General features: G+C 61.3%; 25 protein-coding genes and 1 pseudogene. 13 read left to right on the plus strand and 13 right to left on the minus strand.

The features are described 5' to 3' along the window. Positions 1-78 precede the first annotated feature (78 nt). From CKW07_RS07685 to CKW07_RS07705, 5 genes are all read right to left on the minus strand, one after another. Entirely contained in the window at positions 79-570 is a 492-nt protein-coding gene (locus CKW07_RS07685) for a GNAT family N-acetyltransferase (RefSeq protein WP_095144339.1), read from the minus strand. A 132-nt stretch (positions 571-702) separates the two neighbouring features. After that, positions 703-1,290 carry a DinB family protein gene (locus tag CKW07_RS07690; protein ID WP_095144340.1) on the minus strand — a complete coding sequence of 196 codons (588 nt, stop codon included), beginning with the start codon at positions 1,288-1,290 and terminating at the stop codon, positions 703-705. An 18-nt stretch (positions 1,291-1,308) separates the two neighbouring features. Next, a complete protein-coding gene (gene zapE / locus CKW07_RS07695; protein WP_095144341.1) occupies positions 1,309-2,427 on the minus strand; it encodes a cell division protein ZapE in 1,119 nt (372 codons plus the stop codon). A gap of 101 nt (positions 2,428-2,528) precedes the next feature. Further along, complete coding sequence (gene speB, locus CKW07_RS07700; RefSeq protein WP_095144342.1) at positions 2,529-3,488, minus strand: agmatinase; 960 nt, start codon at positions 3,486-3,488, stop codon at positions 2,529-2,531. Positions 3,489-3,501: 13 nt separating this feature from the next. Next, positions 3,502-4,593: a polyamine ABC transporter substrate-binding protein gene (locus tag CKW07_RS07705; protein WP_095144479.1), complete on the minus strand. Its 1,092-nt coding sequence runs from the start codon at positions 4,591-4,593 to the stop codon at positions 3,502-3,504. Positions 4,594-4,694: 101 nt separating this feature from the next. On the opposite strand from CKW07_RS07705, the gene CKW07_RS07710 reads away from it, so the two are divergent. From CKW07_RS07710 to CKW07_RS07720, 3 genes are all read left to right on the plus strand, one after another. Continuing rightward, positions 4,695-5,606, plus strand: coding sequence for a LysR family transcriptional regulator (locus tag CKW07_RS07710; RefSeq protein ID WP_095144343.1), 912 nt, complete (start codon positions 4,695-4,697; stop codon positions 5,604-5,606). A gap of 137 nt (positions 5,607-5,743) precedes the next feature. After that, positions 5,744-7,216: a nucleobase:cation symporter-2 family protein gene (locus CKW07_RS07715; protein ID WP_095144344.1), complete on the plus strand. Its 1,473-nt coding sequence runs from the start codon at positions 5,744-5,746 to the stop codon at positions 7,214-7,216. Positions 7,217-7,272: 56 nt separating this feature from the next. Next, the gene (locus tag CKW07_RS07720; RefSeq protein WP_095144345.1) at positions 7,273-7,746 is read left to right on the plus strand and encodes an LEA type 2 family protein; all 474 of its coding nucleotides are present in this window, start codon (positions 7,273-7,275) and stop codon (positions 7,744-7,746) included. A gap of 38 nt (positions 7,747-7,784) precedes the next feature. On the opposite strand, the gene CKW07_RS07725 is transcribed toward CKW07_RS07720, so the two are convergent. Continuing rightward, positions 7,785-8,705, minus strand: a complete 921-nt coding sequence (locus CKW07_RS07725; RefSeq protein ID WP_095144346.1) for a carbon-nitrogen hydrolase family protein — start codon at positions 8,703-8,705, stop codon at positions 7,785-7,787. Between the two features lie 84 nt (positions 8,706-8,789). Here CKW07_RS07725 and CKW07_RS07730 point away from each other — a divergent pair, with 84 nt between their 5' ends. Beyond that, positions 8,790-9,707: a LysR substrate-binding domain-containing protein gene (locus tag CKW07_RS07730; protein ID WP_095144347.1), complete on the plus strand. Its 918-nt coding sequence runs from the start codon at positions 8,790-8,792 to the stop codon at positions 9,705-9,707. 24 nt (positions 9,708-9,731) lie between these two features. Here CKW07_RS07730 and CKW07_RS07735 read toward each other — a convergent pair whose 3' ends face one another. Beyond that, entirely contained in the window at positions 9,732-9,983 is a 252-nt protein-coding gene (locus CKW07_RS07735; protein ID WP_019690567.1) for a hypothetical protein, read from the minus strand. Between the two features lie 156 nt (positions 9,984-10,139). On the opposite strand from CKW07_RS07735, the gene CKW07_RS07740 reads away from it, so the two are divergent. Then, positions 10,140-10,451, plus strand: a complete 312-nt coding sequence (locus CKW07_RS07740; RefSeq protein WP_095144348.1) for a YqjD family protein — start codon at positions 10,140-10,142, stop codon at positions 10,449-10,451. A gap of 138 nt (positions 10,452-10,589) precedes the next feature. Here CKW07_RS07740 and CKW07_RS07745 read toward each other — a convergent pair whose 3' ends face one another. Further along, a complete protein-coding gene (locus tag CKW07_RS07745; RefSeq protein ID WP_095144349.1) occupies positions 10,590-11,630 on the minus strand; it encodes an Ldh family oxidoreductase in 1,041 nt (346 codons plus the stop codon). A gap of 359 nt (positions 11,631-11,989) precedes the next feature. On the opposite strand from CKW07_RS07745, the gene CKW07_RS07750 reads away from it, so the two are divergent. Then, positions 11,990-12,991: a FecR family protein gene (locus tag CKW07_RS07750; protein ID WP_095144350.1), complete on the plus strand. Its 1,002-nt coding sequence runs from the start codon at positions 11,990-11,992 to the stop codon at positions 12,989-12,991. A 53-nt stretch (positions 12,992-13,044) separates the two neighbouring features. Here CKW07_RS07750 and CKW07_RS07755 read toward each other — a convergent pair whose 3' ends face one another. Continuing rightward, positions 13,045-15,390, minus strand: a complete 2,346-nt coding sequence (locus CKW07_RS07755) for an acylase (protein ID WP_095144351.1) — start codon at positions 15,388-15,390, stop codon at positions 13,045-13,047. Positions 15,391-15,701: 311 nt separating this feature from the next. On the opposite strand from CKW07_RS07755, the gene CKW07_RS07760 reads away from it, so the two are divergent. After that, positions 15,702-16,085, plus strand: coding sequence for a fe2+ zn2+ uptake regulation protein (locus CKW07_RS07760; RefSeq protein ID WP_095144352.1), 384 nt, complete (start codon positions 15,702-15,704; stop codon positions 16,083-16,085). On the opposite strand, the gene CKW07_RS07765 is transcribed toward CKW07_RS07760, so the two are convergent. Beyond that, complete coding sequence (locus tag CKW07_RS07765; RefSeq protein ID WP_095144353.1) at positions 16,075-16,263, minus strand: hypothetical protein; 189 nt, start codon at positions 16,261-16,263, stop codon at positions 16,075-16,077. The two genes, CKW07_RS07760 and CKW07_RS07765, sit on opposite strands and share 11 nt — an antisense overlap. A 278-nt stretch (positions 16,264-16,541) precedes the next feature. Here CKW07_RS07765 and CKW07_RS07770 point away from each other — a divergent pair, with 278 nt between their 5' ends. Genes CKW07_RS07770 through CKW07_RS07785 form a run of 4 tightly spaced genes read left to right on the plus strand, consistent with a single transcriptional unit; the run spans position 16,542 to position 20,062 of the window. Further along, complete coding sequence (locus tag CKW07_RS07770; RefSeq protein WP_095144354.1) at positions 16,542-18,278, plus strand: copper resistance system multicopper oxidase; 1,737 nt, start codon at positions 16,542-16,544, stop codon at positions 18,276-18,278. A gap of 38 nt (positions 18,279-18,316) precedes the next feature. After that, positions 18,317-19,147 carry a copper resistance protein B gene (locus CKW07_RS07775; RefSeq protein ID WP_371850643.1) on the plus strand — a complete coding sequence of 277 codons (831 nt, stop codon included), beginning with the start codon at positions 18,317-18,319 and terminating at the stop codon, positions 19,145-19,147. Positions 19,148-19,181: 34 nt separating this feature from the next. Continuing rightward, a complete protein-coding gene (locus CKW07_RS07780; RefSeq protein WP_095144356.1) occupies positions 19,182-19,628 on the plus strand; it encodes a DUF411 domain-containing protein in 447 nt (148 codons plus the stop codon). Further along, positions 19,628-20,062 (plus strand): YqaA family protein, encoded by a 435-nt coding sequence (locus CKW07_RS07785; protein ID WP_095144357.1) that lies wholly within the window; start codon positions 19,628-19,630, stop codon positions 20,060-20,062. Before CKW07_RS07780 ends, CKW07_RS07785 begins: the two co-directional genes overlap by 1 nt. Positions 20,063-20,084: 22 nt before the next feature. On the opposite strand, the gene CKW07_RS07790 is transcribed toward CKW07_RS07785, so the two are convergent. Next, positions 20,085-21,185, minus strand: coding sequence for a P1 family peptidase (locus tag CKW07_RS07790; RefSeq protein ID WP_095144358.1), 1,101 nt, complete (start codon positions 21,183-21,185; stop codon positions 20,085-20,087). Positions 21,186-21,502: 317 nt separating this feature from the next. Here CKW07_RS07790 and CKW07_RS07795 point away from each other — a divergent pair, with 317 nt between their 5' ends. Then, on the plus strand, positions 21,503-22,429 hold the full coding sequence (locus tag CKW07_RS07795; protein WP_095144359.1) for a universal stress protein: 927 nt from the start codon (positions 21,503-21,505) through the stop codon (positions 22,427-22,429). Positions 22,430-22,639: 210 nt separating this feature from the next. Here the strand turns inward: CKW07_RS07795 and CKW07_RS07805 are convergent, their stop codons facing one another. Then, entirely contained in the window at positions 22,640-24,676 is a 2,037-nt protein-coding gene (locus tag CKW07_RS07805; RefSeq protein WP_095144360.1) for an alkyl/aryl-sulfatase, read from the minus strand. Between the two features lie 171 nt (positions 24,677-24,847). Between CKW07_RS07805 and CKW07_RS07810 the strand changes: the two genes are divergently transcribed. Beyond that, positions 24,848-25,807: a LysR family transcriptional regulator gene (locus CKW07_RS07810; protein ID WP_095144361.1), complete on the plus strand. Its 960-nt coding sequence runs from the start codon at positions 24,848-24,850 to the stop codon at positions 25,805-25,807. On the opposite strand, the pseudogene CKW07_RS07815 reads toward CKW07_RS07810, so the two are convergent. Beyond that, positions 25,798-25,963 (minus strand): annotated as a pseudogene (locus tag CKW07_RS07815) (cupin); the annotation flags it as partial. The gene CKW07_RS07810 and the pseudogene CKW07_RS07815 sit on opposite strands and share 10 nt — an antisense overlap. Positions 25,964-25,986: the final 23 nt, after the last annotated feature.

Raw genomic sequence — 25,986 nt, forward strand, 5'->3', positions numbered from 1 at the left:
CGCGCTCGCTCCTACAGTTGCAGTTTCATCTCTTTAACTGAACCGCATTGCGCTTCTACCGGGCGGCGTTGCGCGCTGTTAAAGCGCCTTGATCCAGAACAGCATGCGCCCATGGGCCGGGTCGAACATGCCGGCAGAAAAGCCAAACTTGCCATAGGCCGCTTGCGCCACGTCGTTACCTTCCAGCACTTCCAGGGTGATCTTGCAGCAGCCTCGCTGACGGGCAATGTCCTCGACCTTTTGCAGCATCTTCTGGCTCAGGCCCAGGCCGCGAAACTTGCCGACCACTGCTACGTCATGCACGTTGACCAACGGCCGGCAGGCGAACGTCGAGAATCCCTCAAAGCAGTTCACCAGCCCAGCGGGTTCGCCGTTGACGAACGCCAGGACGCTGAACGCATAAGGACGCTTGGCCAGTTCGGCAGGCAGCTGCTGCAGGACATCGGCAGCCAATGGCGAACCACCGCCCATGGGGTCTGTCGCATAGTGATCCAGCACCAGGCAGATCGCTTCGGCGTGTGTCGGATTACTATAACTGGCCTGGAGTACCAGGATTTCTGCGGATTCCATTTCCATCCTCGATCTGACGATCAATGTGCATCCCTGCGGGTATCGCTTGGGGCCAATGACATTAACGTGCCGTGCGGACCGGAACAACCATGAACTGGCCCCGCGCCACTGTTTTGTGCGCCAGTGGCCGATTCAATTCGAAGCGCCCCAGATCTGCGCCTCGGTCCAGCCCAGTTCGGCAAAATCCTCGGCCCTGAGGTGGGTCTCCCCGGCGCAAAAGAACTCATCCAGTTGCGGCGGTGCAACCGGGGTGCCACTGAGCATTGCATGCACCTGCCCACGATGGTGGATCTGGTGTTCGAACAGATGGGAGAGCATGCGCAGGCGCGTGTCCTGCTGGGGAACTTTTCGGGCGATGGTCACCCGCCGAGTGAGCCCGGCATCCCTGAGCTGCTCGCAATAAGCGATCAGGCGCAGATCAACCTGGTGTTGTTCGCGCATCAGTTCGGCGCTGCTGGCAAAGGGCTCTTCATCCTGGAAAAACACATCGCACTGCGGATGCGGCAGATCGCCACGCATCTCGCGCTCAAGAGCGTCGACGTAGAACCAGTCGCACGTCAGGATGTGATTGAGGGTGGCCTTGATGCTCGGAAAAAAGCTCACCCTCCGGGCCTCGAAATCGCTCTGGCTCAGTTGGGCGCAGGCCTTGCCCAGACGGTGATTGGCCCAGGCGTTCTGGTAGGCCATGGTCAACAAATGATGGGACAGCGGCTGCTTCATGATGTCTCCTCCCGCGTTTCACCGCACCGCGAAACGCTGCAACTGCATTTCCTTCAGGCGACTGAGGGTGCGGCGAAACGCAAACTCCAGGTAGCCCTCGGTATAGAGCGCATCCATCGGCACCTGCGCCTCAAGATACAACGGCACCTTGCGGTCGTAACATTCGTCGACCAGCGCAATGAATCGCCGCACGCTGTCGTCGTGTACCGACAACTGCGGCAGCTCACGGTCACCGGCGTCCACGCGTTCGCTGCCGTCCTCGGTGCCGCGGGCAATGCGGCCGGGGCGCTGCCGAGCGCTGAGGTTGGGGACGTCGCTGATCAGCATGGCGCTGTAGCGATCACACAAGGCCATGAAATCCATCGCCGCGAACGGCTGTTCGCAGACATCGGCATAGCGGCACCAGAGCACGCTGTCAGTGGCCTTGACCACCGCCAGCGAGCGATAACCCAGCATGACCGGTTCGCTGGACATCGGCTGGTCGTGTGCCAATTGCCGGAAGACCTCATCCATGACACTCGGGCATTCGGGGGCCCGGACCCAATAGCGTTGCAGGCCGGCGCCGGGGTGCAATCGATGGTCCTCACCGCCATCCACCGCCACCACCTCCAGATGGTTCTTGATCGCGACGATGGCCGGCAAAAAGCGCTCGCGGTTGAAGCCGTCCGCGTACAGCTGTTCCGGTGGTTGATTGGAGGTGCAGACCATCACCACGCCTTCATCGAACATCACCTGGAACAACCGCCCCAGGATCAGGGCATCGCCGATGTCGCTGACGAACAACTCGTCGAAACACAGCACCCGCACTTCCTCGCTCAATTCGCGGGCCAGCGCCCGCAGCGGGTCGGCAGTACCGGTCAGTTGAAACGAGCGCTGGTGCACCCAGCCCATGAAGTGATGAAAGTGCTGGCGCCGGGCAGGCACGCGCAAGGTCTGGTAGAACTGATCCATCAACCAGGTCTTGCCCCGCCCCACTGGCCCCCAGAGATAGACCCCGCTGATTGGCGTCAGGCCCTGGTGCAGGTCTTCGTGGCTCTGCTGCAACACCCGGACCGCATGCTCTTGTGCCGCATCCGGGACAAAATGGTTTTCAGTGAGCGCGTGCTGGTAGGCACTGAGGGGCGAATCAAAGGTCATAGCGGCCCGTTTCGACAGTCAAAGGCCCCAGTATGGCACGTCCGTGGGTGGAGTCCGGTAATCACTCCCACGCCCGGACGCAGGAGTGATCATCCCGAGGGTTAACGGTCTACCTTGTGCCTGGCCGCGTACAGGCACAGCATCTCCATGGCCAGGGTTGCCGCGGCCAGTGAGGTGATTTCGGCGCTATCGTAGGCCGGAGCGACTTCCACCACATCCATGCCCACCAGGTTGATCCCGCGCAGCCCGCCGAGAATTTCCAGGGCCTGCACCGTGCTCAAGCCGCCGCACACCGGCGTGCCGGTGCCCGGGGCAAAGGCCGGGTCCAGACAGTCAATGTCGAAGGTCAGGTACACCGGGTTGTCACCGACCCGGGCGCGGATCGCTTCGATAATCGCGTCGCACCCGCGCCGATGCACCTGCCGGGCATCCAGCACCTCGAAGCCCTGATGATCGTCATTGGTGGTGCGCAGGCCGATCTGCACGGAGCGGGCGGGATCCACCAGCCCCTCCCTGGCGGCGTGCCAGAACATGGTGCCGTGATCGATACGCTTGCCCTCTTCGTCCGGCCAGGTGTCGCTGTGGGCATCGAAATGAATCAAGGACAACGCGCCATGTCGACGGGCATGGGCCTTGAGCAACGGATAGCTGATGAAATGGTCGCCGCCGAACGTCAGCATCGCGCACCCGGCGCCGAGTATTTTTTCGGCGTGGGCCTCGATGCTGTCCGGCACCGACTCCGGAACACCGGAGTCAAAATTGCAATCGCCATAGTCAATCACGGCCAGGTGGTCGAAAGGGTCGAACGTCCACGGCCAGTGGCGTTCCCAGGCAATCCCGGTGGATGCCGCGCGAATCCCCCGCGGTCCGAAACGTGCACCGGGACGGTTGCTGGTGGCGGTGTCGAACGGCACACCGCTGACCACCACGTCGACACCGCGCAGGTCACGGCTATAACGCCGGCGCATGAAGCTGGTGATACCGGCATAGGTGCTTTCAGCGGCGGTCCCGTACAGGCTGTCGCGGGTCATGGCCTGGTCGTTCAGTTCAGAGATGTCCATCAAGCATTCCTGGTTATTGGCGGCTACGGAAAGTGGTCCACAGGCGGGTGCGCTGGCGCATGTCCTTGAGGCTCATGCTGCGGTCGGCGTACAGGCGGCCGCGCACATCGGCAGGCGGATAAATGTCGGGGTCGTTGCGCACGGCGGCATCAACCAGGGGCGTCGCGGCCTGGTTGGCCGAGGCAAAGAACAGGGTGTTGGTCAGCGCGGCCACGGATTCGGGGCGCAGCATGAATTCAATGAACGCCTGTGCGGCCTCGGGGTGCAGCGCATCCGCCGGGATCGCCAAGTTGTCCTGCCACACCAGGGTGCCCTCCCTGGGAATGCGATAGGCCACTTCAAAGGGTTTGTTGGCCTTGCGTGCCTGATCGGCGGCCAGGCTGGCATCACCGTTGTACGTCAGCGCCAGGCACGCGCTGCCGTTGGCCAGGTCGTTGATCTGGCGACCGCTGGCGACGTACAGCACCGAAGGCTGCAATTGATGCAACAAGGCTTCGGCGGCCGCCAGATCGTTTTTATTGGTGCTGTACGGATCCTTGCCCAGGTAATGCAACGCGAGGCCGATGACTTCCTGGGGCGAATCGATGATCGCGATGCCGCAGTCCTTCAGCTTGCTGGCGTATTCGGGCTTGAACAGCAGGTCCAGGCTGTTCAGCGGCACGCCCGGCAGACGTTGGGTCACGGCCTCGACATTCATCCCCAGGCCCAGGGTGCCCCAGGTATAGGGCACGCCATAACGGTTACCCGGGTCGACGGCGGCGAGTTTTTCCAGCAGGTCCGGATCAAGGTTCGCGTAGCCTTTGAGCGTGTCCAGGGGGATCGGCTTCAGCGCCCCGGCCGCCAGTCCACGGGCCAGCACACTGGAAGATGGCACCACCACGTCATAGCCGCTGCCGCCGGTGAGCAATTTGGTTTCCAGGACTTCCGGGGTGTCAAAGGTGTCGTACCGCACACGAATCCCGGTTTCCTGCTCGAAGCGTTGCAGGGCTTGCGGCGCGACATAGTCAGCCCAGCTGTAAAGATTGAGCACTTTTTCCTGCGCCTGCGCCGGGAAGGCCAGGGCCAGCACCAATGCGGGGAATACGAACCTGATCGCCGTAGCCATGACAAGCACCTGAGTCATTGAGGTGCCTGCAGCTTGCCGTGGAAGATACATTGCTGGAATATTAAGTTTATTATCCTGACTTTATTCAGGAGTAATGTTTGATGCTCGGTCAACTCCACGATCTGGACCTGCACCTGCTGCGCCTGTTCGCCAGCGTCGTTGAATGCGGCGGTTTCAGTGCCGCCCAAGGTGAACTGGGGTTGAGCCAGTCAAGCATCAGCCAGCAAATGGCCAAGCTGGAAACCCGCCTCGGCTATCGCGTGTGCAGCCGTGGCAAAGGCGGTTTCAAGCTCACGCCCAAGGGCGTGCAGTTGCTACTGGCGACTCGCGGGCTGTTCCAGTCCATCGAGGCGTTCCGGCATCAGTCCAACGGCGTCGCCGGCCGGCTGATCGGCGAAGTGCGCCTGGGGCTGTCCGAGGCCCTGGATCAATCGGTGTTGCAACAGGTGGCCGAGGCCATCAGGCGTTTTCGTGAGCGCGATGAATCGGTGCGCATCGAGCTGATCAGCGCCATGCCCGGTGAGATGGAGCGCTTGCTATTGCAGCAACGCCTGGACCTGGCCATCGGTTACTTTTCCCAAGTGCAAAGCGCCTTCGACTACCGTCCGTTGTTCAGTGAGCCCCAGCACCTGTACTGCGCGACCGGGCACCCGCTGTTCCACGATCCGGCTCCGGATGCCGAGGCCATGGGCAACACCGACCTGGTGGACCACCCTTACCGCTTCCTGCGCAATGACGAACCGCTGCACAGCAAGCGCAGTTCGGCGCGCTCGGAACAGGTCGAAGGCACCCTCGCCTTCATTCTGTCGGGCAAACACATTGGCTACCTGCCCGAGCATGTCGCCCGTTCGTGGGAAAACAGCGGCTTGCTCAAGGCCATCGGCCAGCCGGCGCTGAGCTTTGAGGTGACGTTCCACCTGGCCCGGCACCGCGCCCAAGTGCCGGGGGATGCGCAGCGGGCGTTCGAGGAGGATCTGCTGGCGGCGTTCAAACTGCCACGCAGTCACCCCTAACAGGGGTTCATGAGTCACGGTAATCCCGGTATCTCCAATAACTTTCAATGCTTTAGACGTTTGTCGCTTTAGGCGGCAGTGCCTTTCTGGCATCCTGCGCCTCCATTTTCTGACCTGGCCTAATTGGCACCCTCCCCGTGACCTCATCTGACCACTCGAAAACTGCCCCGCGTTCCGACCTGATTTACGGTCTCTACGATCGCCCGCACCTCACCGCAACGGTCTTTGCCGCCTTGCAACATGTGCTGGCGAGCTTCGTCGGGATCATCACCCCCACCCTGATCATGGGCAGCGCCCTGGGCCTGCACAGCGAAATTCCGTACCTGATCAGCATGGCGTTGTTCGTTTCCGGCCTGGGCACCTTCGTCCAGGCGCGACGCTTTGGCCCGATCGGGTCCGGTCTGTTGTGCCTGCAAGGCACCAGTTTTTCGTTCATCAGCGTGATCCTCAGTGCCGGCTTCATGGTCAAGGCCCGGGGCGGCGGCACCGATGAGATCCTCTCGACGATTTTCGGCGTGTGCTTCTTCGCCGCCTTCATCGAAGTGGTGCTCAGCCAGTTTATCGGCAAGCTGCGGATGCTGATTACCCCGGTGGTGACCGGCACCATCATCACCCTGATGGGGCTGTCGTTGATCAAGGTAGCCATGACCGACATCGCCGGCGGCTTCGGCGCGCCGGACCTGGGCGGCGCCCACCACTTGGCCCTGGCGGCGTTGGTACTGGGGGTGATCGTGGTGCTCAACCGGGTCGATGTGCCCTTCCTGAGGCTGGGGGCCATTGTGATCGGGCTGACCCTGGGTTACCTGCTCGCCTGGCTAATGGGCGATGTCGATTTCGCCACCATGACCGACGTCCCGCTGATGAGCGTGCCGGTGCCCTTCAAGTACGGCTTCAACTTTGACTGGGTGGCGTTCATTCCGGTGGCGGTGATCTTCCTGGTTTCACCCCTGGAAGCCGCGGGCGATTTGACGGCCAACTCGATGATTTCCCAGCAACCGGTCAAGGGTCCGATCTACATTCGCCGGATCAAGTCCGGCCTGCTGGCCGACGGTCTCAACTCAGCGATGGCCGCCGTGTTCAACAGCATGCCCATGGTGACCTTCGCCCAGAACAACGGGGTCATCCAGCTCACGGGCGTGGCCAGCCGTTATGTGGCGTTCTTCATTGCCGGCCTGCTGGTGCTGCTGGGGTTGTTCCCGATGATTGGCGCGGTGCTGCAACTGATGCCCAAGCCGGTACTCGGCGGCGCGGAGTTGGTGATGTTCGGCACGGTGGCCGTCGCCGGGATCAAGATCCTCGCCGAGGCCGGGCTGCATCGTCGCAACATGCTGATCGTGGCGATCTCACTGGGTATGGGCCTGGGCGTCGCGGCCGTGCCGGAAGTGCTGCGCGAGCTGCCCAAGGCATTGCACAACATCTTCGAGTCGCCGATCACCGTGGGCGCGTTATGCGCTATCGTGCTGAATATCTTTCTGCCCGAAGAATTCATCGAGCTGGAAGAAGACGATTTCGACCCGGAAGCTTCGATCCTCCAGGTCATGGAGAATCCGGACGTCAAGCCGCACGGCGAATCCCTCAAGCCTGGCGTGGCCTTACAGGCACACCGCTGATGCCGCTCAAGGGACGAGCCGCTGGCGGCTCGCCCCTTGTTTTCGAGAGTTCATCGATGCGCAGATTCCTCGCGATTGGCCTTTCCCTGTTGCTGCTCGGTCTGAGCGGCTGCGCCCTGCTCCCCAACCGTGATCCGCTGGACATCAATGTGGTCGGCATAGAACCCTTGCCCAGCCAGGGCATGGAACTGCGCTTTACGCTGAAACTGCGCGTACAAAACCCCAACGAAACCCCTGTCGACTACAACGGTGTAGCCCTGAACCTTGAGGTCAATGGCCAGCCGCTGGCCTCGGGCGTGAGTGATCAACGGGGTTCGATCCCGCGTTTTTCCGAGGCGCTCATCAGCGTACCGGTGAGCGTTTCGGCATTCTCGGTGCTGCGCCAGACCCTGGGGCTGGACCTGACACAAACCCTCGACAAGCTGCCCTACGTATTGCGTGGCAAACTGGCCAGTGGCGCGTTCGGCACGATGCGCTTTGTCGACAGCGGCCAGTTGAGCATCGCCGGACCCAATTCCGGGATCTGGTAGATCCAACGATACCGTCTACCGATCAGAGTGCGAGCGCCTCAGATAAACCGCACACCGGGTTTAGGCTGCTCGTCCACGGTCAACTCGAACACGTCCGGGCGCGCATAGTGCCCGACCACGTCGTAGTCGTAGCGGGCACGCACCAGTTCATCGGTGTCGATCTGTGCCGTCAGCAACCCTGCACCGCCTCGCAGTGGCCCGGCCAGTACATCGCCCATGGGGCCGACGATCACACTGCCACCGGCAATCAGCGGGCGATCGGCCGGCCAGTCGGCAATCTCCACACCCAGGTCGGCCGGTGATGGCTGCACCTGGCAGGCACTGACCACAAAGCAGCGGCCTTCATGGGCGATATGGCGCATGCTGACGTGCCACATCTCGCGCTCATCGACGGTGGGCGCGCACCAGACCTCGACGCCCTTGGCATACATCGCCGTGCGCAGCAGCGGCATCATGTTTTCCCAGCACACCGCCGCGCCCACTCGTCCGACCTGGCTGTCGATCACTGGCAAGGTCGAGCCATCGCCCTGGCCCCAGATCAGCCGTTCGGTACCGGTAGGCATCAGTTTGCGGTGCTTGGCCACCAACCCCGCCTGTGGCTCGAAATACAACGCCGTGCAATACAAGGTACTGCCCGAGCGTTCGATCACCCCCAGCACCAGGCTGGCACCGGTGCGCGTGCTGAAACCCGCCAGGGCCTCGGTTTCGACCCCTGGCACATCAATGGCGTTGGCAAAGTAACGGGCATAGGCCTCGCGCCCCTCCGGCAGCCGATAGCCCAGCCGGGTGCCGAAGCCTTCCCCCTTGGGATAGCCGCCGAGCAACGCTTCGGGCATGACCACCAAGCCGGCGCCGGATTCGATGATCGCCCGCTCATACGACAGGATCTGTTCCAGGGTCTCGCCCTTGCCCCCTGGCAACGAACCGATTTGCAGTGCAGCGACGATGGACTTTGGCATCACGGTAACTCCCGGGCATTGAGGTATTGCTCATTCTCCGGCCACCGTCGATCATCAATAAAGCCCAATCCAGTGCTGAATGATATGAGCCATATGAATATCGGTAACCTTGACCTCAACCTGCTCAAAGTCTTCGAAGCCCTGCACGACGAGTCCAGCGCCAGCCGTGCCGCACTGCGCCTGGGCGTCACCCAGTCGGCGGTGAGCGCCGCCTTGCGCCGGTTGCGCGAGGTCTACGCCGATCAGTTGTTCGTGCGGACCGGTCGCGGTCTGGCGCCGACGTTACGGGCCAACCAGTTGAAGCCGGTGGTCAGTGATGCATTGAACAAATGCCGGCAGAGCCTGGCCATGGTCGATCCGACTGCCCATCAATACGAGGGTCGATCGGTGATCGTCGGGATGTCGGATGACTTCGAGATTGCCTATGGTCGACGGCTGATCAAGGAGATCGCCGAGCGAGCGCCCAAGCTGCGGCTGATTTTCCGCCAGACCCACAGCCAGATCGTCGGCCAGGCCCTGATGGAGCGCAGCCTTGACCTGGCGATCACGGCCGGCGGCCTGAGCGAACGCTTGCTCAGCCGCCAGGTACTGGGGGAAGGCCGCTACCAGTGTCTGGTGGACCCCGCCAGCCTCGCGACCGGGCAGCAGCTCAGCCTCGACGAGTTTGTCGCGCGCGAACACATTCTGGTGTCATCAGGGGGCTTTATCGGCATCACCGACGAGGGTTTGGCGGGCCTGGGGTTGAGCCGGCGGGTGTGCGCATCGACCACCCATTTCGCGGCGCTGCCGTTCCTGCTCAAGGGCAGCCAGGCAGTGGCGACCATCCCGGCCCATGCCGCTCACAGCATCGCCTCGCTCAGCGGCCTGGCACTGCTGCCCTGCCCGCTGGATCTGCCGCGCTACCCGATTGAACTGGGTTGGCGCACCAACAACCAACTCGATCCGTTGCTGCTGAAAGTGCGCGAAGCGATAGTCGCCAGTTTTACCGACCACAACGCCTGATGACCGTCGCCAGCAAACCGGCCATTACTTGGCGGCCATCAACCGATTGACTTCGCTGCGCACCATGTTGGCGTATTCCGGCGGGGACATGGCGTCCAGTTCGGAGCGGACCCACTCGGCCCATTTGCCTTTGCGCTTGGAGCGCTCGCCGAACAAGCGGGCGGCCTCGCCCTTGGACTTGCCCAGGTTGGATTGCCAGAGGTCGAACAGACGGGATTTTTCATCTTCAAGCGCCGCGCGCTCGGCAAGGGGTTTGTCGGCCAGATTGAAGCTCATGGGAATTACCTGCGGCATAAAATAGGCGACATCTTACACTGTAGGCGGATTTCTCCAGAGATGGATTTCCCGGAGCATGGTGGGAACGGCTGCAACTTTTGCCTGACGCCTACACTCCATTGCTCACAGCCCCCCTTTACCTGCAGGAGTTACCCAATGGCTCGCACAAACGCCACGCAAGACGATCAAATCAAGGATCAGACCTTCAGTGAGCTGCAAGCGCTGATCGAGGAATCGGAGAAACTGCTCAAAAGCAGTGCATCACTGGTGGGCGAGGAAGCCGACAACCTGCGCGGGCAAATCGCACTCAAACTGCAACAGACCAGGGATGCCATGTCCAACGCGCGAGCGCGTACCCAGCCGGTGGTCGATGCGACCGAAACCTACATTGGCGGTCACCCTTGGCAAACCGTGGCCATCGCCGCCGGTTTCGGCCTGGTGGTCGGACTGCTGTTGGGACGTCGCTAACCCCCCTGAACAGCCGACTTAAAGTGAGCGCTGTCTGAGGTGGGAGCATCTGTCTTGATCACATGTCAGCTCTCGTCAAGCATGGGGCTTGCGAACACCTACCCTGTGGCGAGCGAGCTTGCTCGCCACGGGGCAGCTTCACTGCCCCGCCAGCTCCCGCAATTGCGCCAGCGTCTGCGCATCCAGCACGATGCCTTCAGCAGTAGCCCTGGCGCGCTCGCGATGGCGACGGTCCCCCGGCAAACGCCGCAGCCCGACCCCGTGCATCTGCCGCACCAGTTCCTCGCTACGCTCGGCGAACCCCTGCCCGGCAGCCTTGCTCGGGTCGATGACAATCAATAACTGGCCAGTCCACGGGGTTTTCGCCCCGGGATGGTTGGACCAGTCGAACTCGAACGAGAAGTTGCCACCGGTCAACGCGGCAGCCAGCAACTCAACCATCATCGACAGGGCCGAGCCTTTGTGCCCGCCAAAAGGCAGCAATGCGCCTCCCTCCAGGATCGCCTTGGGGTCAGTGGTTGGCTGACCGAGGCTGTCCACCCCCATGCCAGGTGGCAGGCGTTCGCCTTTGCGCGCAGCGATCTGCACATCACCGTGGGCAATGGCGCTGGTGGCCAGGTCGAACACAATGGGGTCGGCATTGGCCCTGGGCGCAGCGAAGGCGATCGGGTTGGTACCAAACAAGGGGCGATCCGCGCCGTGGGGCACGACACAGGTCATGCTGTTGACCACGCTCAGCGCGACCAGGCCCTCATAGGCGAATGGCTCGACATCCGGCCAGAGCGCTGCAAAGTGATGGGAGTTGCGAATCGCCATGACCGCGATCCCGGCACTGCGGGCTTTCTCCACCAGTAATGCGCGGCCGGCGGCCAGCGCCGGTTGGGCAAAGCCGTTGCCGGCATCGACCCGGACAAAACCCGAGGCCACGTCTTCTACCACTGGCACCGCCTGGCCATTGACCCAACCGCTGTTGAGCGTCGACACATACCCGGGAATCCGGAATACCCCATGGCTGTGGGCGCCATCGCGCTCGGCACCGGCGCAGTTGGCGGCCAGCACCGAGGCGACCTCGGGGCGGGTGCCATGTCGGCGAAAGATCGAATCCAGAAGCTCAACCAACGCTTCATACGACAAGTGAGGCGAGGCTGCATTGACAGCATGATCGTGTGGCACAGACATCTGAAGCTCCAGAATTTTTATTGGAGGGGGCAACAGCGTTCGCGGGACCTTACCCGCGGATTAAACACCGTTTTGCGCGGCCACTGTCAACTTCCTTTGCGCCACTGCACCGCCAACAGGGCCCGGTCCCCGACTCGGTGATCCAGCCCTCGGCAAACCATCCCGGACGATCCCGCGAACACCACAAACGCCCGGTTTCATTGACCTTTTCTTCACTCCGACTCAGGATACTGCCCAGCCATGTCCTGACGTGGGGCTGGAGACGACAGAAAAACCCTTTCATTGATGTGCAATCGCCATGATCGCTGTTCTCGCCAGCTCACTGCGAAGGTTAGAATGTAAGAAATCAGGAAGCCTCAATGAGCGAAAAGCCCCTCTCGCAAGCAGAATTCGACGCCGTCACCGACGCCGCCGCGCATTGGTGCATGCGCCTGCACTCCAATGACTGCACCAGCGCCGAGCGTCAGGCGTTCGAGCAATGGCGTGCTGCCCACCCGCTGCATGCGTTCGAGTATGAAGCGATGCTGGAGATCTGGGAGGTGTCCGAGCACTTGCCGCGCGCGGAACACGTGCCGCACACCGCGCACCGGGCACCGCGCTCGGGTTGGCGGCCGCTGGCCGTAGCCGCTGCCGTCAGTCTGCTGGCCTTGCCGCTGGCCGCCTTCAGTGGCTGGCAAATGGGCTGGCTGCCCAATGCCTACGAGCATTTCGAAGCGCAGAACGCCTTGCGTACCGTGACCCTGAGTGACGGCAGCGAGGTGGAGTTGAACCTGGGCACCGAGCTGACCTACAGCAACTACAAGGATCAACGCCGAGTGACGCTGAAAAAGGGCGAAGCCTTTTTTCGCGTGACCCATGACACGCTGCACCCCTTTGTGGTCAAGGCCGCCGACGGGCAGGTTCGGGTGACCGGCACTCAGTTCAATGTCTGGAAATATCAGGATCAGGTTCGCGTGACGCTGGTGGAAGGCTCGGTACTGGTCACCAGCAATGACGCTCTTGGCGGTGACGGCCTGCATCTCGATCCGGGCATGCAGGCTCGCTACAAGGGCGGCGACTATCAACCGCAGATTAGCCAGACCTACGCCAATGACAACTCCCTGGCATGGCGCAACGGCAAGCTGGTCATCAACAACCTCGCCCTGAACGAGGCACTGCCCCTGATCAACCGCTACCTGAGTACTCCAGTGATGGTGGCGGACCACGCCACGGGCCTGATCCGCATCGGCGGGGTCTACAACATCAGCGAGCTGAAAACCCTCGTCCCGTCGCTGCCCAAAGTGCTCCCGGTTTACCTGACCCGCAACGAAGACGGCAACCCGGTGCTCAACTCCCTGCCTGCCCAACCTGCCAGACACTGAAAAGGCCGCACCCTTTCGGGCCGCGGCCTGCTCCATTTCAGTTGGCCAGCCCCCTAGTGCGCCGCCACACTCCCAGCCCCCTCGACCGCCTCACGAATGGTTTGCAGCCGGTAATGAGGATCGGCCTTGATCTGTTGCTCGGTGAACGGCAAGACACTCCATTGTTTCTTTGAAAACGCCAGGGTCTGGTCGCGAGCGTGCTCCGAGCCAGGGTCACTGGAAATCGAGAAGGCCAGCAATCCCTGGGCCTGGGGCCCCTGCTCGTCAAACGTCACTACCTGCAGGTAACTGGTGCCGCTGACCACCTCACGTTTGCCCGCCTCGCCCGGCACACTTTGCATGGCGTTGTAGACACCCAGTTCGGCCGGCCCGCCATGAATGGCAATGGCTTGCCCGCCACGACGGGTCACCTGGACATCTCCCCAGCGCTGGCGATCCGTCAGCCCCGCGCGTTGCATCTGCTCGATCGACGCCAGCATGGCCTGCCGTACCGCCCGCGCCACCTCGGGTCGCTCGATGTTCAGCCCGCGAGGGGTATGCAGCGGGTCTTTCGGGTCGAACGCCACACGCCAGACATCCGGGGCCTGCAACAACACGTCCATGACATTCTGAAAGTGGACCAAACCCGCGCCGCTGCGCAGGTTGGCAGCCCGATCCCAAGCCTTGAGACTGGCGCACAGAGGGGCCAGGGTCACACTGTCAGCCCCCAGGCCAGCAGCGCACACCTGCAACAAGTCCGGCATGACCTGGCCGGCCAGGTAAACCTGGTTGTCCATGACCATGTGTTGCAGGTCCTCGACCTTCACCGGGCCGGCCTTGGCCAACTGCCCCAGATACTCCAGGGCAAAGCGGGTGCGCGGCCCCAGGGCTTGTCCGGACTGACTGATCAAAGGCGAGTAACCGGTCAGTGGCTGAGCCGGGTTAGCCATCCACGCCGAGTCATTGGAGTGCTGCACAAAGTCAGTGCGCAACAGCTGCGGTAGTTGGTCCGCGGCAAAAATTCCAGGTTGCGCGGCGTTTTTATCGACGTCCCAGGCGCAGGCACTGCGCGAACCATCCAGCACGATCATGGCCAGGCCCGCGCGGGGGTCGCTGCATTTTTCCAGCTTGTCGACGCCGACGTTGGGCACCACAGACAGGTTCATGTACAACGCCTGCCCCTGATCGTCCACCGCCAGGGTATTGACCCACGGCACCCCTTGAATCCTGTGCACGGACGTTTGCAGGTCCTTGAGGTTGCTGGCCTGGTTCATGGCATACCATTGCTCGAGCACGCGGTCGTTGTCGAGGTTGGCGTCGCGCAGGCTGTAGGCATACTGCTGATCCCAATCCAGCTTGCCGGGCCATTGCACGACGGGGCCAAACACCGAGCTGTAGAGCACATGGGAGACTGACGCAAGCTGCCCGTCGGCCTGCCTGGCCTTGACCGTGACTGTTTGCTGGCTCAATGGCAGGGATTTACCGTCGAGCAGATAACGAGTGGAGTCCTTCGGGTCGAGTTGCAGACGGTACAGCGTGAAATGCCTGGACGTGTCGACGGTGTGGGTCCATGCCAAGTGCTGGTTGAAACCTATGTTGATCATCGGCAGTCCCGGCAACGCCGCGCCCATCACGTCCAGCTTGCCAGGGATGGTCAGGTGCATCTGGTAAAAGCGCATGCCGCCGATCCACGGAAAATGCGGATTGGCCAGCAACATGCCGCGCCCATTGAAGGAGCGGTCCCGGCCAATGGCCACGGCGTTACTACCGCGGTCCAGCGCAAAGCGTTGCAGGCGCGTGGCGGCGACCTCGAAGGCCGCTCGGGCGCCCTGCTCCCGGGCGACAGCCTTGGGCGGCGCGGCACCGACCAGCGCTTCGGCAAACTGGCCGACGCCGCCTTCGACCAGCAGGCGTCGAGTCAGCTTGACCAGATCCAGTGCGGTAATCGGCCGGACCCAGTCCCCCTGGCACTGTTCGGGCAGACCTTGTGCGCTGCGCTCACGCAAATAGCGGTTGTACCCAGCCACATAGCCTTCAATCAGTTGCCGCACGGCCGGGGGTTGCGCCTGCCAGAAGCCAAACACCGCCTGGGGGCTGTTCAACCAACTGAAAAACACATCGCTGACGCCATTTTCCCGTTGTTCAAGGGTGAACTGCTGCGCGCCGAAATAACGTGAGCGCTCGCCGTTGACCGTCACCACTTCGTTGGCCAGCAGGCACAGATTGTCTTGAGCGTAGGCATAGCCAATCCCGTACCCCAGGCCACGCTCGTTCTCGGCCCGAATGTGTGGCACGCCAAAGCTGGTACGGCGAATGTCGGCGCCGGTCTCGACCGTCTGAGAGAGTGCCTGAGCCGATACGCTGAGCCCCAGTAACCAACCTGCTAGGCACAACCTGGGCAACTGCCTGGAAATAATCACGCTGACTCCTGATGGCGAAGAACACAGTAGCCAGGACAGGCGAGCCGAAAGATGACGCTGCGGGAAACCAACCCTGCCCTGGAAAGGACCACACAGGCGAAGAAGCGTAATGTGGCTTGCCATAGGAACGAATCGGCGGACAATAATTTAAAGCGCATCAGCCCGAAATGACGGCACTTGACCGGTGACTGAGGTGTTTTCGACAAAATTTCTACATTCAGGCCTTCATGATTTGTGCCGCTCGTTCGTCTTAATGACTAAAGGACGTTCAACACAATTTCCTGGACAGGTTCTGAAAAGGAGTTTTTTGCATGTACAACTCGCAATTACCAACGGATGGTAAAACCGCGCCAAAGGGTGTTTCTCTCAGACAGGATACCGGCGTATTCGCCAAAAGCACCGAACGCCAGAATAACGATTGCATCAGGCTGCTGCTTAAAAGCTACGGCCTGCGCACAAGCCTCATCCGCCTGAAAGTGATCGACGCGCTGCTGACTGCCGCCCAGGCAGGTCAGCCCGTGGGGGTGCGCGGGGTGCACAGCCACCTGCTGGAACTGGATATTCCCTTGTCCTTTTTAAGCGTGCGTGAAGTACTCAAGCGCCTGTGCAGTGAAGGCCTGATCGTCCTGAACCCCGACAAAAGCTACAGCCTGCATCCACAGGCTGAGGCCTTGCTGGAATCGCTCAGGGCTTGACCTTGCGGCGCATCACCCCGTTGATCACCACCACCAGCACCGCCACGGCGATGGCGACGTACTGGAACAGGGTTTCGCTGATGATCCCGGCATTCTGCAGATAAGACAGGCCAAGCATAATCCCCAGTACGGCCAGGGTGATCAGAAACGAGTATTTCAAACGTTGCGACTGGGTCATTGCGGGAGTCCTGAATCTGAAAATAGGTGTCCGGTGTGAATCCTGCTGCCCGCCACGTCCACACCTTCGTTCGGGAGTGAACGGCAGCCAGCGGGCGCTCATGTTACATGCCTGTGAGGCATTTTGGCGCTATGGGTTCGAATCGCCCTGTACTCGCCTGCCTCTGTCATGGGCGCCCCGCACCTGACAAATCTGTAATCCACGCCTCAGTTTCCTGACAGCACGGGCTGTTTAAGGTCTCGTCAAACCTGAAGCATCAGGGATGACGGGACTTTGTTATGCCTTCAACACCTTCAAGACGCTCTTTCATCAAAGGCCTCTCTGCCGGCAGTCTACTGGCGGGCGCGGGCCTGTGGCGACCGCCGGCCTGGGCCGTGACTGCCGACAATCAACCCTCCACGTTGCGCGGTAGCCAGTTCGACCTGTGGATCGGCGAAGCACCGGTCAATTTCACCGGTACCCCGCGCACCGCCATGACCATCAACGGTGGCATTCCCGGCCCGTTGCTGCGCTGGCGCGAGGGCGACACCGTGACCATTCGCGTGCGTAACCGGTTGCAGCAGGACACCTCGATTCATTGGCACGGGATCATCCTGCCGGCCAACATGGATGGCGTGCCAGGCCTGAGTTTCCAGGGCATCGCCCCCGACAGCCTCTACGAATACCGCTTCACGCTGCACCAGAACGGTACCTACTGGTACCACAGCCACTCGGGCCTTCAAGAGCAGGCCGGGGTCTATGGGCCGCTGGTGATCGACGCCCGCGACCCGGAACCCTTCGAGTACGACCGCGACTACGTGGTGATGCTCAGCGACTGGAGCGACCAGGCCCCGGAACACCTGATGCACACCCTGAAAAAACAGTCCGACTACTACAACCGGCACAAGCGCACCGTGGGCGACTTCATTGAGGACGTCAGCCGCGACGGCTGGGCGACCACGGTGGCAGACCGCACGATGTGGGCCGAAATGAAGATGAGCCCCACGGACCTGGCAGATGTCAGCGGCGTGACCTACCGCTACCTGATGAACGGCCAGACCCCGGAGACCAACTGGACCGGCACGTTCAAACCGGGAGAGAAACTGCGCCTGCGGCTGATCAACGGCTCGGCCATGAGTTACTTCGACGTGCGCCTGCCCGGTTTGAAAATGACTGTCGTCGCCGCCGACGGACAGTACGTGCAACCGGTCAGCGTCGATGAATTGCGGATTGCCGTGGCGGAGACCTATGACGTGATCGTCGAGCCGGGCAACGAGCGGGCCTACACCCTGTTTGCCCAGTCCATGGACCGCAGCGGTTTTGCCCGGGGCACCCTGGCCCTGAGCCAGGGGCTCAGCGCCGCAGTGCCCAGCCCCGACCCTCGACCGCTGATCAGCATGGCCGACATGGGCATGGATCATGGCGCGATGGCAGGCATGGACCATAGCCAGATGAGCGGCATGGACCACGGCAGCATGGCCGGCATGGGCAACGCCATGCAAACCCACCCGGCCTCGGAAACCGACAACCCGCTGGTGGACATGCAAACCATGAGCCCCAGCGCCAAGCTCGCCGACCCAGGCATCGGCCTGCGCAACAACGGCCGCCGTGTGCTGACCTATGCCGACCTCAAAAGCACCTTCCCCGACCCGGACGGGCGCGAACCGTCGCGCACCCTTGAGTTGCACCTGACCGGGCACATGGAGAAATTCGCCTGGTCGTTCGACGGCATCAAGTTCAGCGATGCCCAACCGCTGCGCCTGACCTATGGCGAGCGCCTGCGCATCACCCTGGTCAACGACACGATGATGACCCACCCGATTCACCTCCACGGCCTGTGGAGCGACCTGGAGGACGAACAGGGTCGCTTCCAGGTGCGCAAGCACACCATCGACATGCCACCCGGGACCCGCCGCAGTTATCGGGTGACGGCCAACGCACTGGGCCGCTGGGCCTATCACTGCCACCTGCTGTTTCACATGGAGATGGGCATGTTTCGTGAAGTGCGCGTCGATGAACCGGGGAGCCCGACATGAAGTCCCGCCTGTTGCTTGCCGGCCTGCTCGGCCTTTACATGAACACGACCCAGTCGGCCGAAAGCATGGACCATTCCGCCATGGGGCACGGCGCAATGCCAGCCATGGATCACAGCCAGATGGGTACCATGGATCACAGCCAGATGGCGCCCACGACCAGCCGCACACCGATACCGGTGCCGAGCGACGCCGATCGCCGCGCGGCATTCCCGGCGGTCAATGGCCATGGTGTGCACGACAAGGCGATCAATGGCTTCTGGTTGGTCGACCAACTGGAGTACCAGGATGCCGATGACGGCAGTGCCCTGGCTTGGGACATGAGTGGCTGGGTCGGTGGCGACATCGATCGGCTCTGGGTACGCTCCGAGGGTGAGCGCACCAACGGCCACACTGAGAAAGCCGAAGTCCAGGCCCTGTGGGGGCATGCCATCGGCCCATGGTGGGACGTGGTGACCGGGGTCCGCCAGGATTTCAAACCCGGCTCACCGCAAACCTGGGCGGCATTCGGGTTGCAAGGCCTGGCCCTGTATAACTTTGAAACACAAGCAACCTTCTTCGTCGGCGAAAAAGGTCAGAATGCGCTCCGCGTGGAAGGCGAATACGACATCCTGCTGACCAACAAACTGATTCTGCAGCCCACCGCCGAGGTCAATTTCTACACCCGCAACGACCCTGAACGCAGTGTCGGCGCCGGGTTGGCCAACACCGAAGCCGGTGTGCGCCTGCGTTACGAAATCGTCCCCGAGTTTGCACCCTACATCGGCGTGACCTGGAGCAGCACTTACGGCAACACCGCCGACTACACTGGCGAAGAAGGCGAAGACCGCAGTGAAGCGCGGTTCGTCGCCGGCTTGAGGCTCTGGTTCTGAGCCGATGAATGAAACGATCGACACGAGAATTTATATGCACAACTCACTTCGTCTGGCCGCCCTTGGCGCCTTGTTCATCAGCACCCAGGCCCTGGCGGCCGAGCTGATTCCGATCGATGTCCACCGCGATGCCAATTGCAGCTGCTGCACCGCCTGGATCTCGCACCTGCAAGACAACGGCTTCAAGGTCACCGACCACGTCGAGCCCGACATGAGCGAAGTCAAGCAGCGCCTGGGCGTCGCCCCGCGCCTGGCCTCATGCCATACCGGCGTGATCAACGGCAAGTTCGTCGAAGGCCACGTTCCGGCCGAGCAAGTGCTGGTCCTGGCCAAGCGTGACGACTTGCTGGGCATGGCGGTACCGGGCATGCCCACCGGCTCGCCAGGCATGGAAATGGGCGACCGGGTCGACGCGTATCAAGTGATCGGCCTGACTAAAAATGGCACCGATGAAGTGATCGCCGACTACCCGGCCCAGTAATGCTGCTGGGTTACCTCGGGCTGTTTGTCGCGGCGTTTGGCGCCGCAACACTGTTGCCCCTGCAGTCCGAGGCGGTGCTGGTCGGGTTGTTGCTCAACGGCCAGCACTGGCTGTGGCTATTGCTTGCGGTCGCCACCCTGGGCAATGTGCTGGGCTCCCTGGTGAACTGGTGGCTGGGGCGTGGCATCGAGCACTTCAAGGATCGTCGTTGGTTCCCGGTCAGCCCGGCGCATCTGGAAAAAGCCAGCAGGCACTATCAACGCTACGGCCATTGGTCCTTGCTGTTGAGCTGGCTGCCGGTCATCGGCGATCCGCTGACCCTGGTCGCGGGCGTGATGCGTGAACCCCTCGGGCGCTTCCTGCTGATCGTGACCCTGGCCAAAGGCGCTCGTTATGCCGTGCTGGCCCTGGCGACGCTGGGTTGGACGGCCTGAGTTTTTTGGCCGTCCTTCACGCTCACCGCGCAACCCACGTCGACGCCTGCAATGCACGAAGCAACAACTCGGGCTCCAGTGCACTGACCTGTCGGCCATCGTCGCTGCACATGCTCTCGCCCGCCAACAAGGCGTTGATGATGGCCTCTTCCACCGCTTCGGCCGCCGCGCTGAACAGCGGTGAAATGTGATCGTTGTTGAGCATGGCCAGGGGGGTGCTCAGGGGCAGGTCCTTGCGCCCATAGTCAGCCGGCGGCAGATCCTGGTTGCCGGTGGCGAACGCGAGGAAAATATCACCGCTGGAGTCCTCCGTCCCGCCGCCGGTACGGGCGATGCCAATGGACGCCCGTTGTGCCAGGCGCTGGCACTGGTGCGGCAGCAGCGGTGCGTCGGTGGCCAGGATCACCACGATCGAGCCCATGCCTGGCGTGCCCTGTTGCGCGAAAGGCGAATCGACCTGTGACAACTGCCGGCCAACCGGGTAGCCGTCGACCCGCAACTCACAACGCTTACCATGGTTGGCCTGGACCAGTGCGCCGACGGTATAACCGCCCTGCCCGGTCGGCAGCCGACGGGACGCGGTGCCGATCCCACCCTTGAATTCGTGGCAGATCATCCCGGTGCCGCCCCCCACGGCGCCTTCAGGCACCGCACCGGTCGCGGCATTGTCAGCCGCTTGCCGCACGTGCTGCGCCCCCACGTGCTGACCCCAAATGTCATTGAGCACACCGTCGTAGGTTTCCATCACCACCGGCATGCACCAGTAGGTGGCCGGGTCTGCCAGGCTGTCGCGCTCCAGCGCGACCAGGGCATCGCGCACCACACCCACGCTGTGGGTATTGGTGATAGCAATGGGCGTTGCCAGCAACCCGGCTTCGCGAATCCATTCCAGCCCCGTGGCATCGCCATTGCCATTGAGCACATGGCAACCGGCGAAACAGGGTTGCAGCCGCGCATGACTGGCACGAGGTTGAATCACCGTCACGCCAGTCCTGACCTGCTTGCCGTCGACCCGGTCCTTGAGGGTGCTGTGCCCGACCCGTACGCCCGGTACATCGGTAATGGCATTGAACGGCCCCGGTACTCCCAAACCCAGGCTGATACCCAGTTCACGTGCACGCATGACATCTCCTTCACGATTGACTGCACCGGCTGGAACCGGCGAAAGACCGCTACTCTAGGGACCGCGCCCGCCAGCGCCAATCACCCCGTTGGGGTATGCGTTCGGCGGCACTGCCCGCGATCATGGTCAATAATTAGAGCATTGCAGCCGTGCCGGGCGACCGCAGGTCGGGCAGCAAGGCTGCTCGATGGCCCGTTTGATTCAGATCAACCCCTCGCCCGCCGTTCACGGCACGATCGGTTCACTACTTCAACGCCCGACGACGGATCGTTGCCCTCAAGGACTCGCGTCACGGCGTTTATCACGGGAGAGTTGCCATGTCCGGTCAATCACGTTTCATGTTGGTCGTCTCGCCACTGATGGAACACAGCGCGGCGTTCGACAGGGCGGCGGCACTGGCCAGAGCCGAAGGGGCCGCACTGCATATCGTGGCCTTCGACTACCTGGAAGGCCTGGCCACCGCCAGCCTGGTCAACGAGCAGGCGATGGAGCAGATGCGCCTGGGCTACGTCGAGCGCCACCGCCAATGGCTGGAGGAACAGGCCAGGCCCTTGCGCAAACTGGGGCTGACCGTGACCACCGAGGTTACCTGGGTGGAAAATCCGTTGCAGGAAATCCTGATTCACCTCAAAGAGCAGCCCATGGATGCGCTGATCAAGGCCCTGAAGCACGAGTCGCTGATTTCACGACTGATGTTTACCCCGCTGGACGTGCATCTGCTGCGCGAGTCCCAGGTGCCGCTGCACTTCGTCAGCCATGACGCACGCGCCCTCCCGCGCAGGATTGTCGCCGCCGTAGACCCCTTCCATAGCGGCAACAAGCACCTGGACCTGAACAACCGGATACTCCATGAAGCGGTGAAACTGGCCAGTGCCTGCGGCGCAGAGGTCGATGTGGTCTACGCCCATGACCTGTCGAGCCTGGACACCGATGAGTTCGATTTTCGCAGCAGTACCGCGATCTTCACCCCCGGTACGGCCAAGACGCTGTTCGACGTCCAGGCCGAAGCGTTCAACACACTGACCGAGCAAAACGGTATTGCACCCGAGCAACGCCACATGGTCATGGGCAACCCGGTCAAGGTCCTGGTCAATTACGTTCAAGCCCATGAAGTGGACGTGATCGTCATGGGACGGGTCAGTCATCGCGGACTGGCGCGCCTGGTGGGCAGCACCGTGGAGAGCCTGTTGTACAAAATGCCCTGCAGCATGTGGATCGTCTCGCCCCAGGCGCCTGCCGAATAAAACCGTGAGCCCTGGCGAAATGTTCCCCAGGGCTCGATCCAGCGCCTCAACTGCCGGTGCGGACCTTGTTCCACAATCGCGTGCGGATCCGGTCGATGTTCAGGGGCATGGCCTCAAGGGCGAACAGCTTGCCCATCATTTCCGGGCTCGGCTACACCTTGGTAGGGTTGCGCATCACCCTGAAACAGGGTGATGCGCAACCCTGATGGATTACTCAATGGTGCCTGGCAGTAGCTCAAAGGTGGGGGTAAACGGAGTGATGGCGGCCATCAACAGTTCGAAGGGTTTACGGTCGCCTTCGAATGTAGCTTTGCCGGCCGCGACGAGTTGATCGAAGCTGGTTTTCCTTGCCATTACGCCTTCAAGATCAGAGCGCTCAAGGGTGATAGTGAGGTCGGCATTTTTCGCTTGCTGCCCCTTGATATTGGTCAGTGTCGAATGGCTCAACTCAACCACAAACTGCTCACCGTTGTCGGGAGTCTTAAGGTTCATGACGAAGTGTTGATCCGCGACTTTGCTGCCGTCCAGGGCAATGCCGAGGTATTCCAGCCACAACTCTGTGCTCATGGCGCGGATAATGTCAGGTCCGGTGGATTTTGGCGGCACTCCCTTGGGAATGCCATGGCGTAGTTCATAAGCCGCCGCGAGGAAGCTGTTGCGCACCCCGGCACTTTCCTTCTGATAGCCGACCTGCTCATAGACGTCCGCGAGCAGGTCCTTGGCCTTGCTGTTTTGTGGTTCGGCATAGACCAGTTTATTGAGAATTTCATAAGCTTCGCGGTATTTGCCCTGATCGAACAAGGTTTTGCCCTTGGTCATGATCTTGTCTGCGCCACCCATCATTTCCACATACAGCGGTGCCGAATCCTTCGGTGACAGCGGCATCAGCGTCGCCGGGTTGGCATCCCAGTAACCCAGGTAGCGGTTGATCACGGCGCGGCTATTGTGCTCTTCGGAACCGTGGTAGCTATGGGTCGCCCAGTTGTTTTTCAGGCTATCGGGCAACTTGTAGACGTTTTGAATCTCATTGATGGTGACGCCCTGGTTGGCGGCATGCAGTACAGCGTTGTTCAGGTTAGCGTAGGCATCGCGTTGCGCGCGCATGACGCCCTGAATTCGCTCATTGCCCCAACGTGGCCAACTGTGCGAGGCAAACATGACGTCGGCCTGTTGTCCGTAACGATACAAGGCGTTGTTGATGTTCTTCGACCAGACCAATGGATCACGGACCAGGGCACCGCGCAGGGTGTAAATATTATGGATAGTGCCGATGATGTTTTCGGCTGCCCAGAATGCCTTGAACTGCGGAAACCATGTATTCATCTCCGCTGGCGCTTCGGTGCCGGGCGTGCTTTGAAACTCCATTTCCACACCGTCGATGGTCAGGGTCTCGAAATCTTTCGCGATATAGCGATTGGGCTCAATCAGCCCCATGTTGCCAATGGAGGCATTTTTTCCAATGGCCATGTCGACATGGCCATATGGGCTGTGTGGCAACATGACACCGTATTGGAAGAAGGCGCGTCGGGTCATGGCATTGCCGGCGTAGACGTTTTCAGCCACGGCATGTTCCATGAAACCTGTCGGTGCTATCAGCGGGATCTTGCCGCTGCGCACATCTGCCTCATCGACCAGGCCGCGGATGCCACCGAAATGGTCGGCATGGGAGTGAGAGATCACTACCGCAACGACCGGGCGCTTGCCCAGCTTTTCATTGATGAAGTCCAGGGCGGCCCTGGCGGTTTCCTTCGACATCAGGGTATCGAACACAATCCAGCCCGTATCGCCCTTGATGAACGTGATGTTCGCCAAGTCAAACCCGCGCACTTGGTAAATCTTCTCCGGAACCACCTCATACAGACCGAAGGCCATGTTGAGTACCGCCTGGCGTTGCAGGGATGGATTGATACTGTCGTAGTCCTTGCCTTCCAACAGGAAGTTATAGCTACCCATGTTCCAGGCGACATTCCCGGCTTCGGCCATGATCTTGTTGTAGGACGGTGCAGCGATGAAGCCTTTTTTCGCTTCTTCAAAGTCGCGTTTGTCGGCAAATGGAAGTGTCTTGCGCAACCCATTTTGCAGCTCAATCGTGTAGGGCGAAGGCGCTTTGCCCTTGCTATCGAAGTGCGCATTTTGTGTTGAGGTCGGATCAGAACTTACGCCGTTTGCATCGGCAGCAAAAATGGCAGGACTGACGCCACTACCAAACGTGATTGCCAGTGCCAGATGAAGGGTCTTGTTGTACATGAAATGGTTCCTGCGCCAAATGGGGGTGCCAATGAGCGTCAATGCCGTTGACTGTGCACGGTTGCCTATTTATGTGCGTCGTGAGCTTGACCGGTCTGCCCATGAATAGCATATTCATCTCATTCCTAAAAATTCCTGTTTACCAGTTTTCGATAACATAAAGGTTATTAGATGACGCCACGCCGCTTACGTCAGTTTTTGGCATTGATTGAACATGCGCACTTTGGTCGGGCAGCAAAAGCGTTGGGGGTTTCCCAGCCCGCGCTGAGCAAAAGCATCCAGTTGCTGGAGAGTGAGCTCGGGGTCATGCTGTTCGACCGACGTACAGAAGGCGTCATGCTCACTGCGTTTGGTCAGTTGCTGCGTGAAAAGAGCCAGCGCCTGTTGGTGGCCGAGGAGGACCTGCGGCGGGACATGGCCTTGCTGGCAGGAGGTGATATCGGAGCACTGCGGGTCGCCTTGGGTCCCTATCCAAGCATCTCCAGCGGTTATGCAAGCATCGCGCGATTGCATGCCCGGCATCCGCAAATCAAGGTCACGGCACATGTCGCCGGATGGCGTGATGTGGCTCATCAGGTCGCTACAGGGGCGGTGGATCTGGGGATCGCCGAAATCAGCACGTTACAAGGCAGGGAAGAGTTCACCTGTGAGCTGCTGGGTGAGCATGAGGGACGCCTGTTTTGTCGCCCCGGTCATCCGCTGCTGTCGCAACACCGTCCACTTACGTTGGCGCAAGCACTCGATTATCCGTGGGTGGCCTCGCGCATTCCGCTGCGGCTGGCCACCCATTTGCTCCCGGCAACGCTGGGCAGCGCCGGCTCTTATGACGCGGTGACTGGCGATTTTGTACCGGCGATCGAAATAGACGTGCCCATGCAAATCGTTAAATTCGTCGAGAACAGTAACGCCCTGGCGCTAGGGAATTTATCGACTTTTGAACGAGAGTTCATGGCTGGTGAAATCGTACCGTTACCTATCCATGACCTCGCACTGCATACCCGTTATGGCTTCATCTACCTTAAAGAGCGCTCACTGCCACCCGCGGTAGAGGTTTACATGAGGGAAGTGAGGGTCGTGGAACAAGAAATGTGTCAGCGTGAAAGTCTTCTGGCCCAGATGAGGATGGCGTGACAGAACTCTTGCGCGACGATCTGTCGCCCAGCGTCCGGAGGTGCGCTCCCAGATACCGGTTTCGACGCCATCGCTGCGCTCCACACGGGTGGTCGAGGTCACGGCCACGGGTGCGTCCAATGGCACGGCGACCGGTGCCGACGCCTCCAGCGTCATGTGCGGGGTGTTCTTGAGCTGGT

Origin of the sequence: Pseudomonas sp. Irchel s3b6 (genome assembly GCF_900187415.1) — a bacterium.
Classification (GTDB): domain Bacteria; phylum Pseudomonadota; class Gammaproteobacteria; order Pseudomonadales; family Pseudomonadaceae; genus Aquipseudomonas.

What these genes read in the sequence shown, in the direction of transcription:
- CKW07_RS07685 (WP_095144339.1), bottom strand. Translation starts at nt 570, where the DNA reads ATGGAATCCGCAGAAATCCTGGTACTCCAGGCCAGTTATAGTAATCCG.
- CKW07_RS07690 (WP_095144340.1), bottom strand. Translation starts at nt 1,290, where the DNA reads ATGAAGCAGCCGCTGTCCCATCATTTGTTGACCATGGCCTACCAGAAC.
- zapE (WP_095144341.1), bottom strand. Translation starts at nt 2,427, where the DNA reads ATGACCTTTGATTCGCCCCTCAGTGCCTACCAGCACGCGCTCACTGAA.
- speB (WP_095144342.1), bottom strand. Translation starts at nt 3,488, where the DNA reads ATGGACATCTCTGAACTGAACGACCAGGCCATGACCCGCGACAGCCTG.
- CKW07_RS07705 (WP_095144479.1), bottom strand. Translation starts at nt 4,593, where the DNA reads ATGGCTACGGCGATCAGGTTCGTATTCCCCGCATTGGTGCTGGCCCTG.
- CKW07_RS07710 (WP_095144343.1), top strand. Translation starts at nt 4,695, where the DNA reads ATGCTCGGTCAACTCCACGATCTGGACCTGCACCTGCTGCGCCTGTTC.
- CKW07_RS07720 (WP_095144345.1), top strand. Translation starts at nt 7,273, where the DNA reads ATGCGCAGATTCCTCGCGATTGGCCTTTCCCTGTTGCTGCTCGGTCTG.
- CKW07_RS07725 (WP_095144346.1), bottom strand. Translation starts at nt 8,705, where the DNA reads ATGCCAAAGTCCATCGTCGCTGCACTGCAAATCGGTTCGTTGCCAGGG.
- CKW07_RS07730 (WP_095144347.1), top strand. Translation starts at nt 8,790, where the DNA reads ATGAGCCATATGAATATCGGTAACCTTGACCTCAACCTGCTCAAAGTC.
- CKW07_RS07735 (WP_019690567.1), bottom strand. Translation starts at nt 9,983, where the DNA reads ATGAGCTTCAATCTGGCCGACAAACCCCTTGCCGAGCGCGCGGCGCTT.
- CKW07_RS07740 (WP_095144348.1), top strand. Translation starts at nt 10,140, where the DNA reads ATGGCTCGCACAAACGCCACGCAAGACGATCAAATCAAGGATCAGACC.
- CKW07_RS07745 (WP_095144349.1), bottom strand. Translation starts at nt 11,630, where the DNA reads ATGTCTGTGCCACACGATCATGCTGTCAATGCAGCCTCGCCTCACTTG.
- CKW07_RS07750 (WP_095144350.1), top strand. Translation starts at nt 11,990, where the DNA reads ATGAGCGAAAAGCCCCTCTCGCAAGCAGAATTCGACGCCGTCACCGAC.
- CKW07_RS07760 (WP_095144352.1), top strand. Translation starts at nt 15,702, where the DNA reads ATGTACAACTCGCAATTACCAACGGATGGTAAAACCGCGCCAAAGGGT.
- CKW07_RS07765 (WP_095144353.1), bottom strand. Translation starts at nt 16,263, where the DNA reads ATGACCCAGTCGCAACGTTTGAAATACTCGTTTCTGATCACCCTGGCC.
- CKW07_RS07770 (WP_095144354.1), top strand. Translation starts at nt 16,542, where the DNA reads ATGCCTTCAACACCTTCAAGACGCTCTTTCATCAAAGGCCTCTCTGCC.
- CKW07_RS07775 (WP_371850643.1), top strand. Translation starts at nt 18,317, where the DNA reads ATGAACACGACCCAGTCGGCCGAAAGCATGGACCATTCCGCCATGGGG.
- CKW07_RS07780 (WP_095144356.1), top strand. Translation starts at nt 19,182, where the DNA reads ATGCACAACTCACTTCGTCTGGCCGCCCTTGGCGCCTTGTTCATCAGC.
- CKW07_RS07785 (WP_095144357.1), top strand. Translation starts at nt 19,628, where the DNA reads ATGCTGCTGGGTTACCTCGGGCTGTTTGTCGCGGCGTTTGGCGCCGCA.
- CKW07_RS07790 (WP_095144358.1), bottom strand. Translation starts at nt 21,185, where the DNA reads ATGCGTGCACGTGAACTGGGTATCAGCCTGGGTTTGGGAGTACCGGGG.
- CKW07_RS07795 (WP_095144359.1), top strand. Translation starts at nt 21,503, where the DNA reads ATGTCCGGTCAATCACGTTTCATGTTGGTCGTCTCGCCACTGATGGAA.
- CKW07_RS07805 (WP_095144360.1), bottom strand. Translation starts at nt 24,676, where the DNA reads ATGTACAACAAGACCCTTCATCTGGCACTGGCAATCACGTTTGGTAGT.
- CKW07_RS07810 (WP_095144361.1), top strand. Translation starts at nt 24,848, where the DNA reads ATGACGCCACGCCGCTTACGTCAGTTTTTGGCATTGATTGAACATGCG.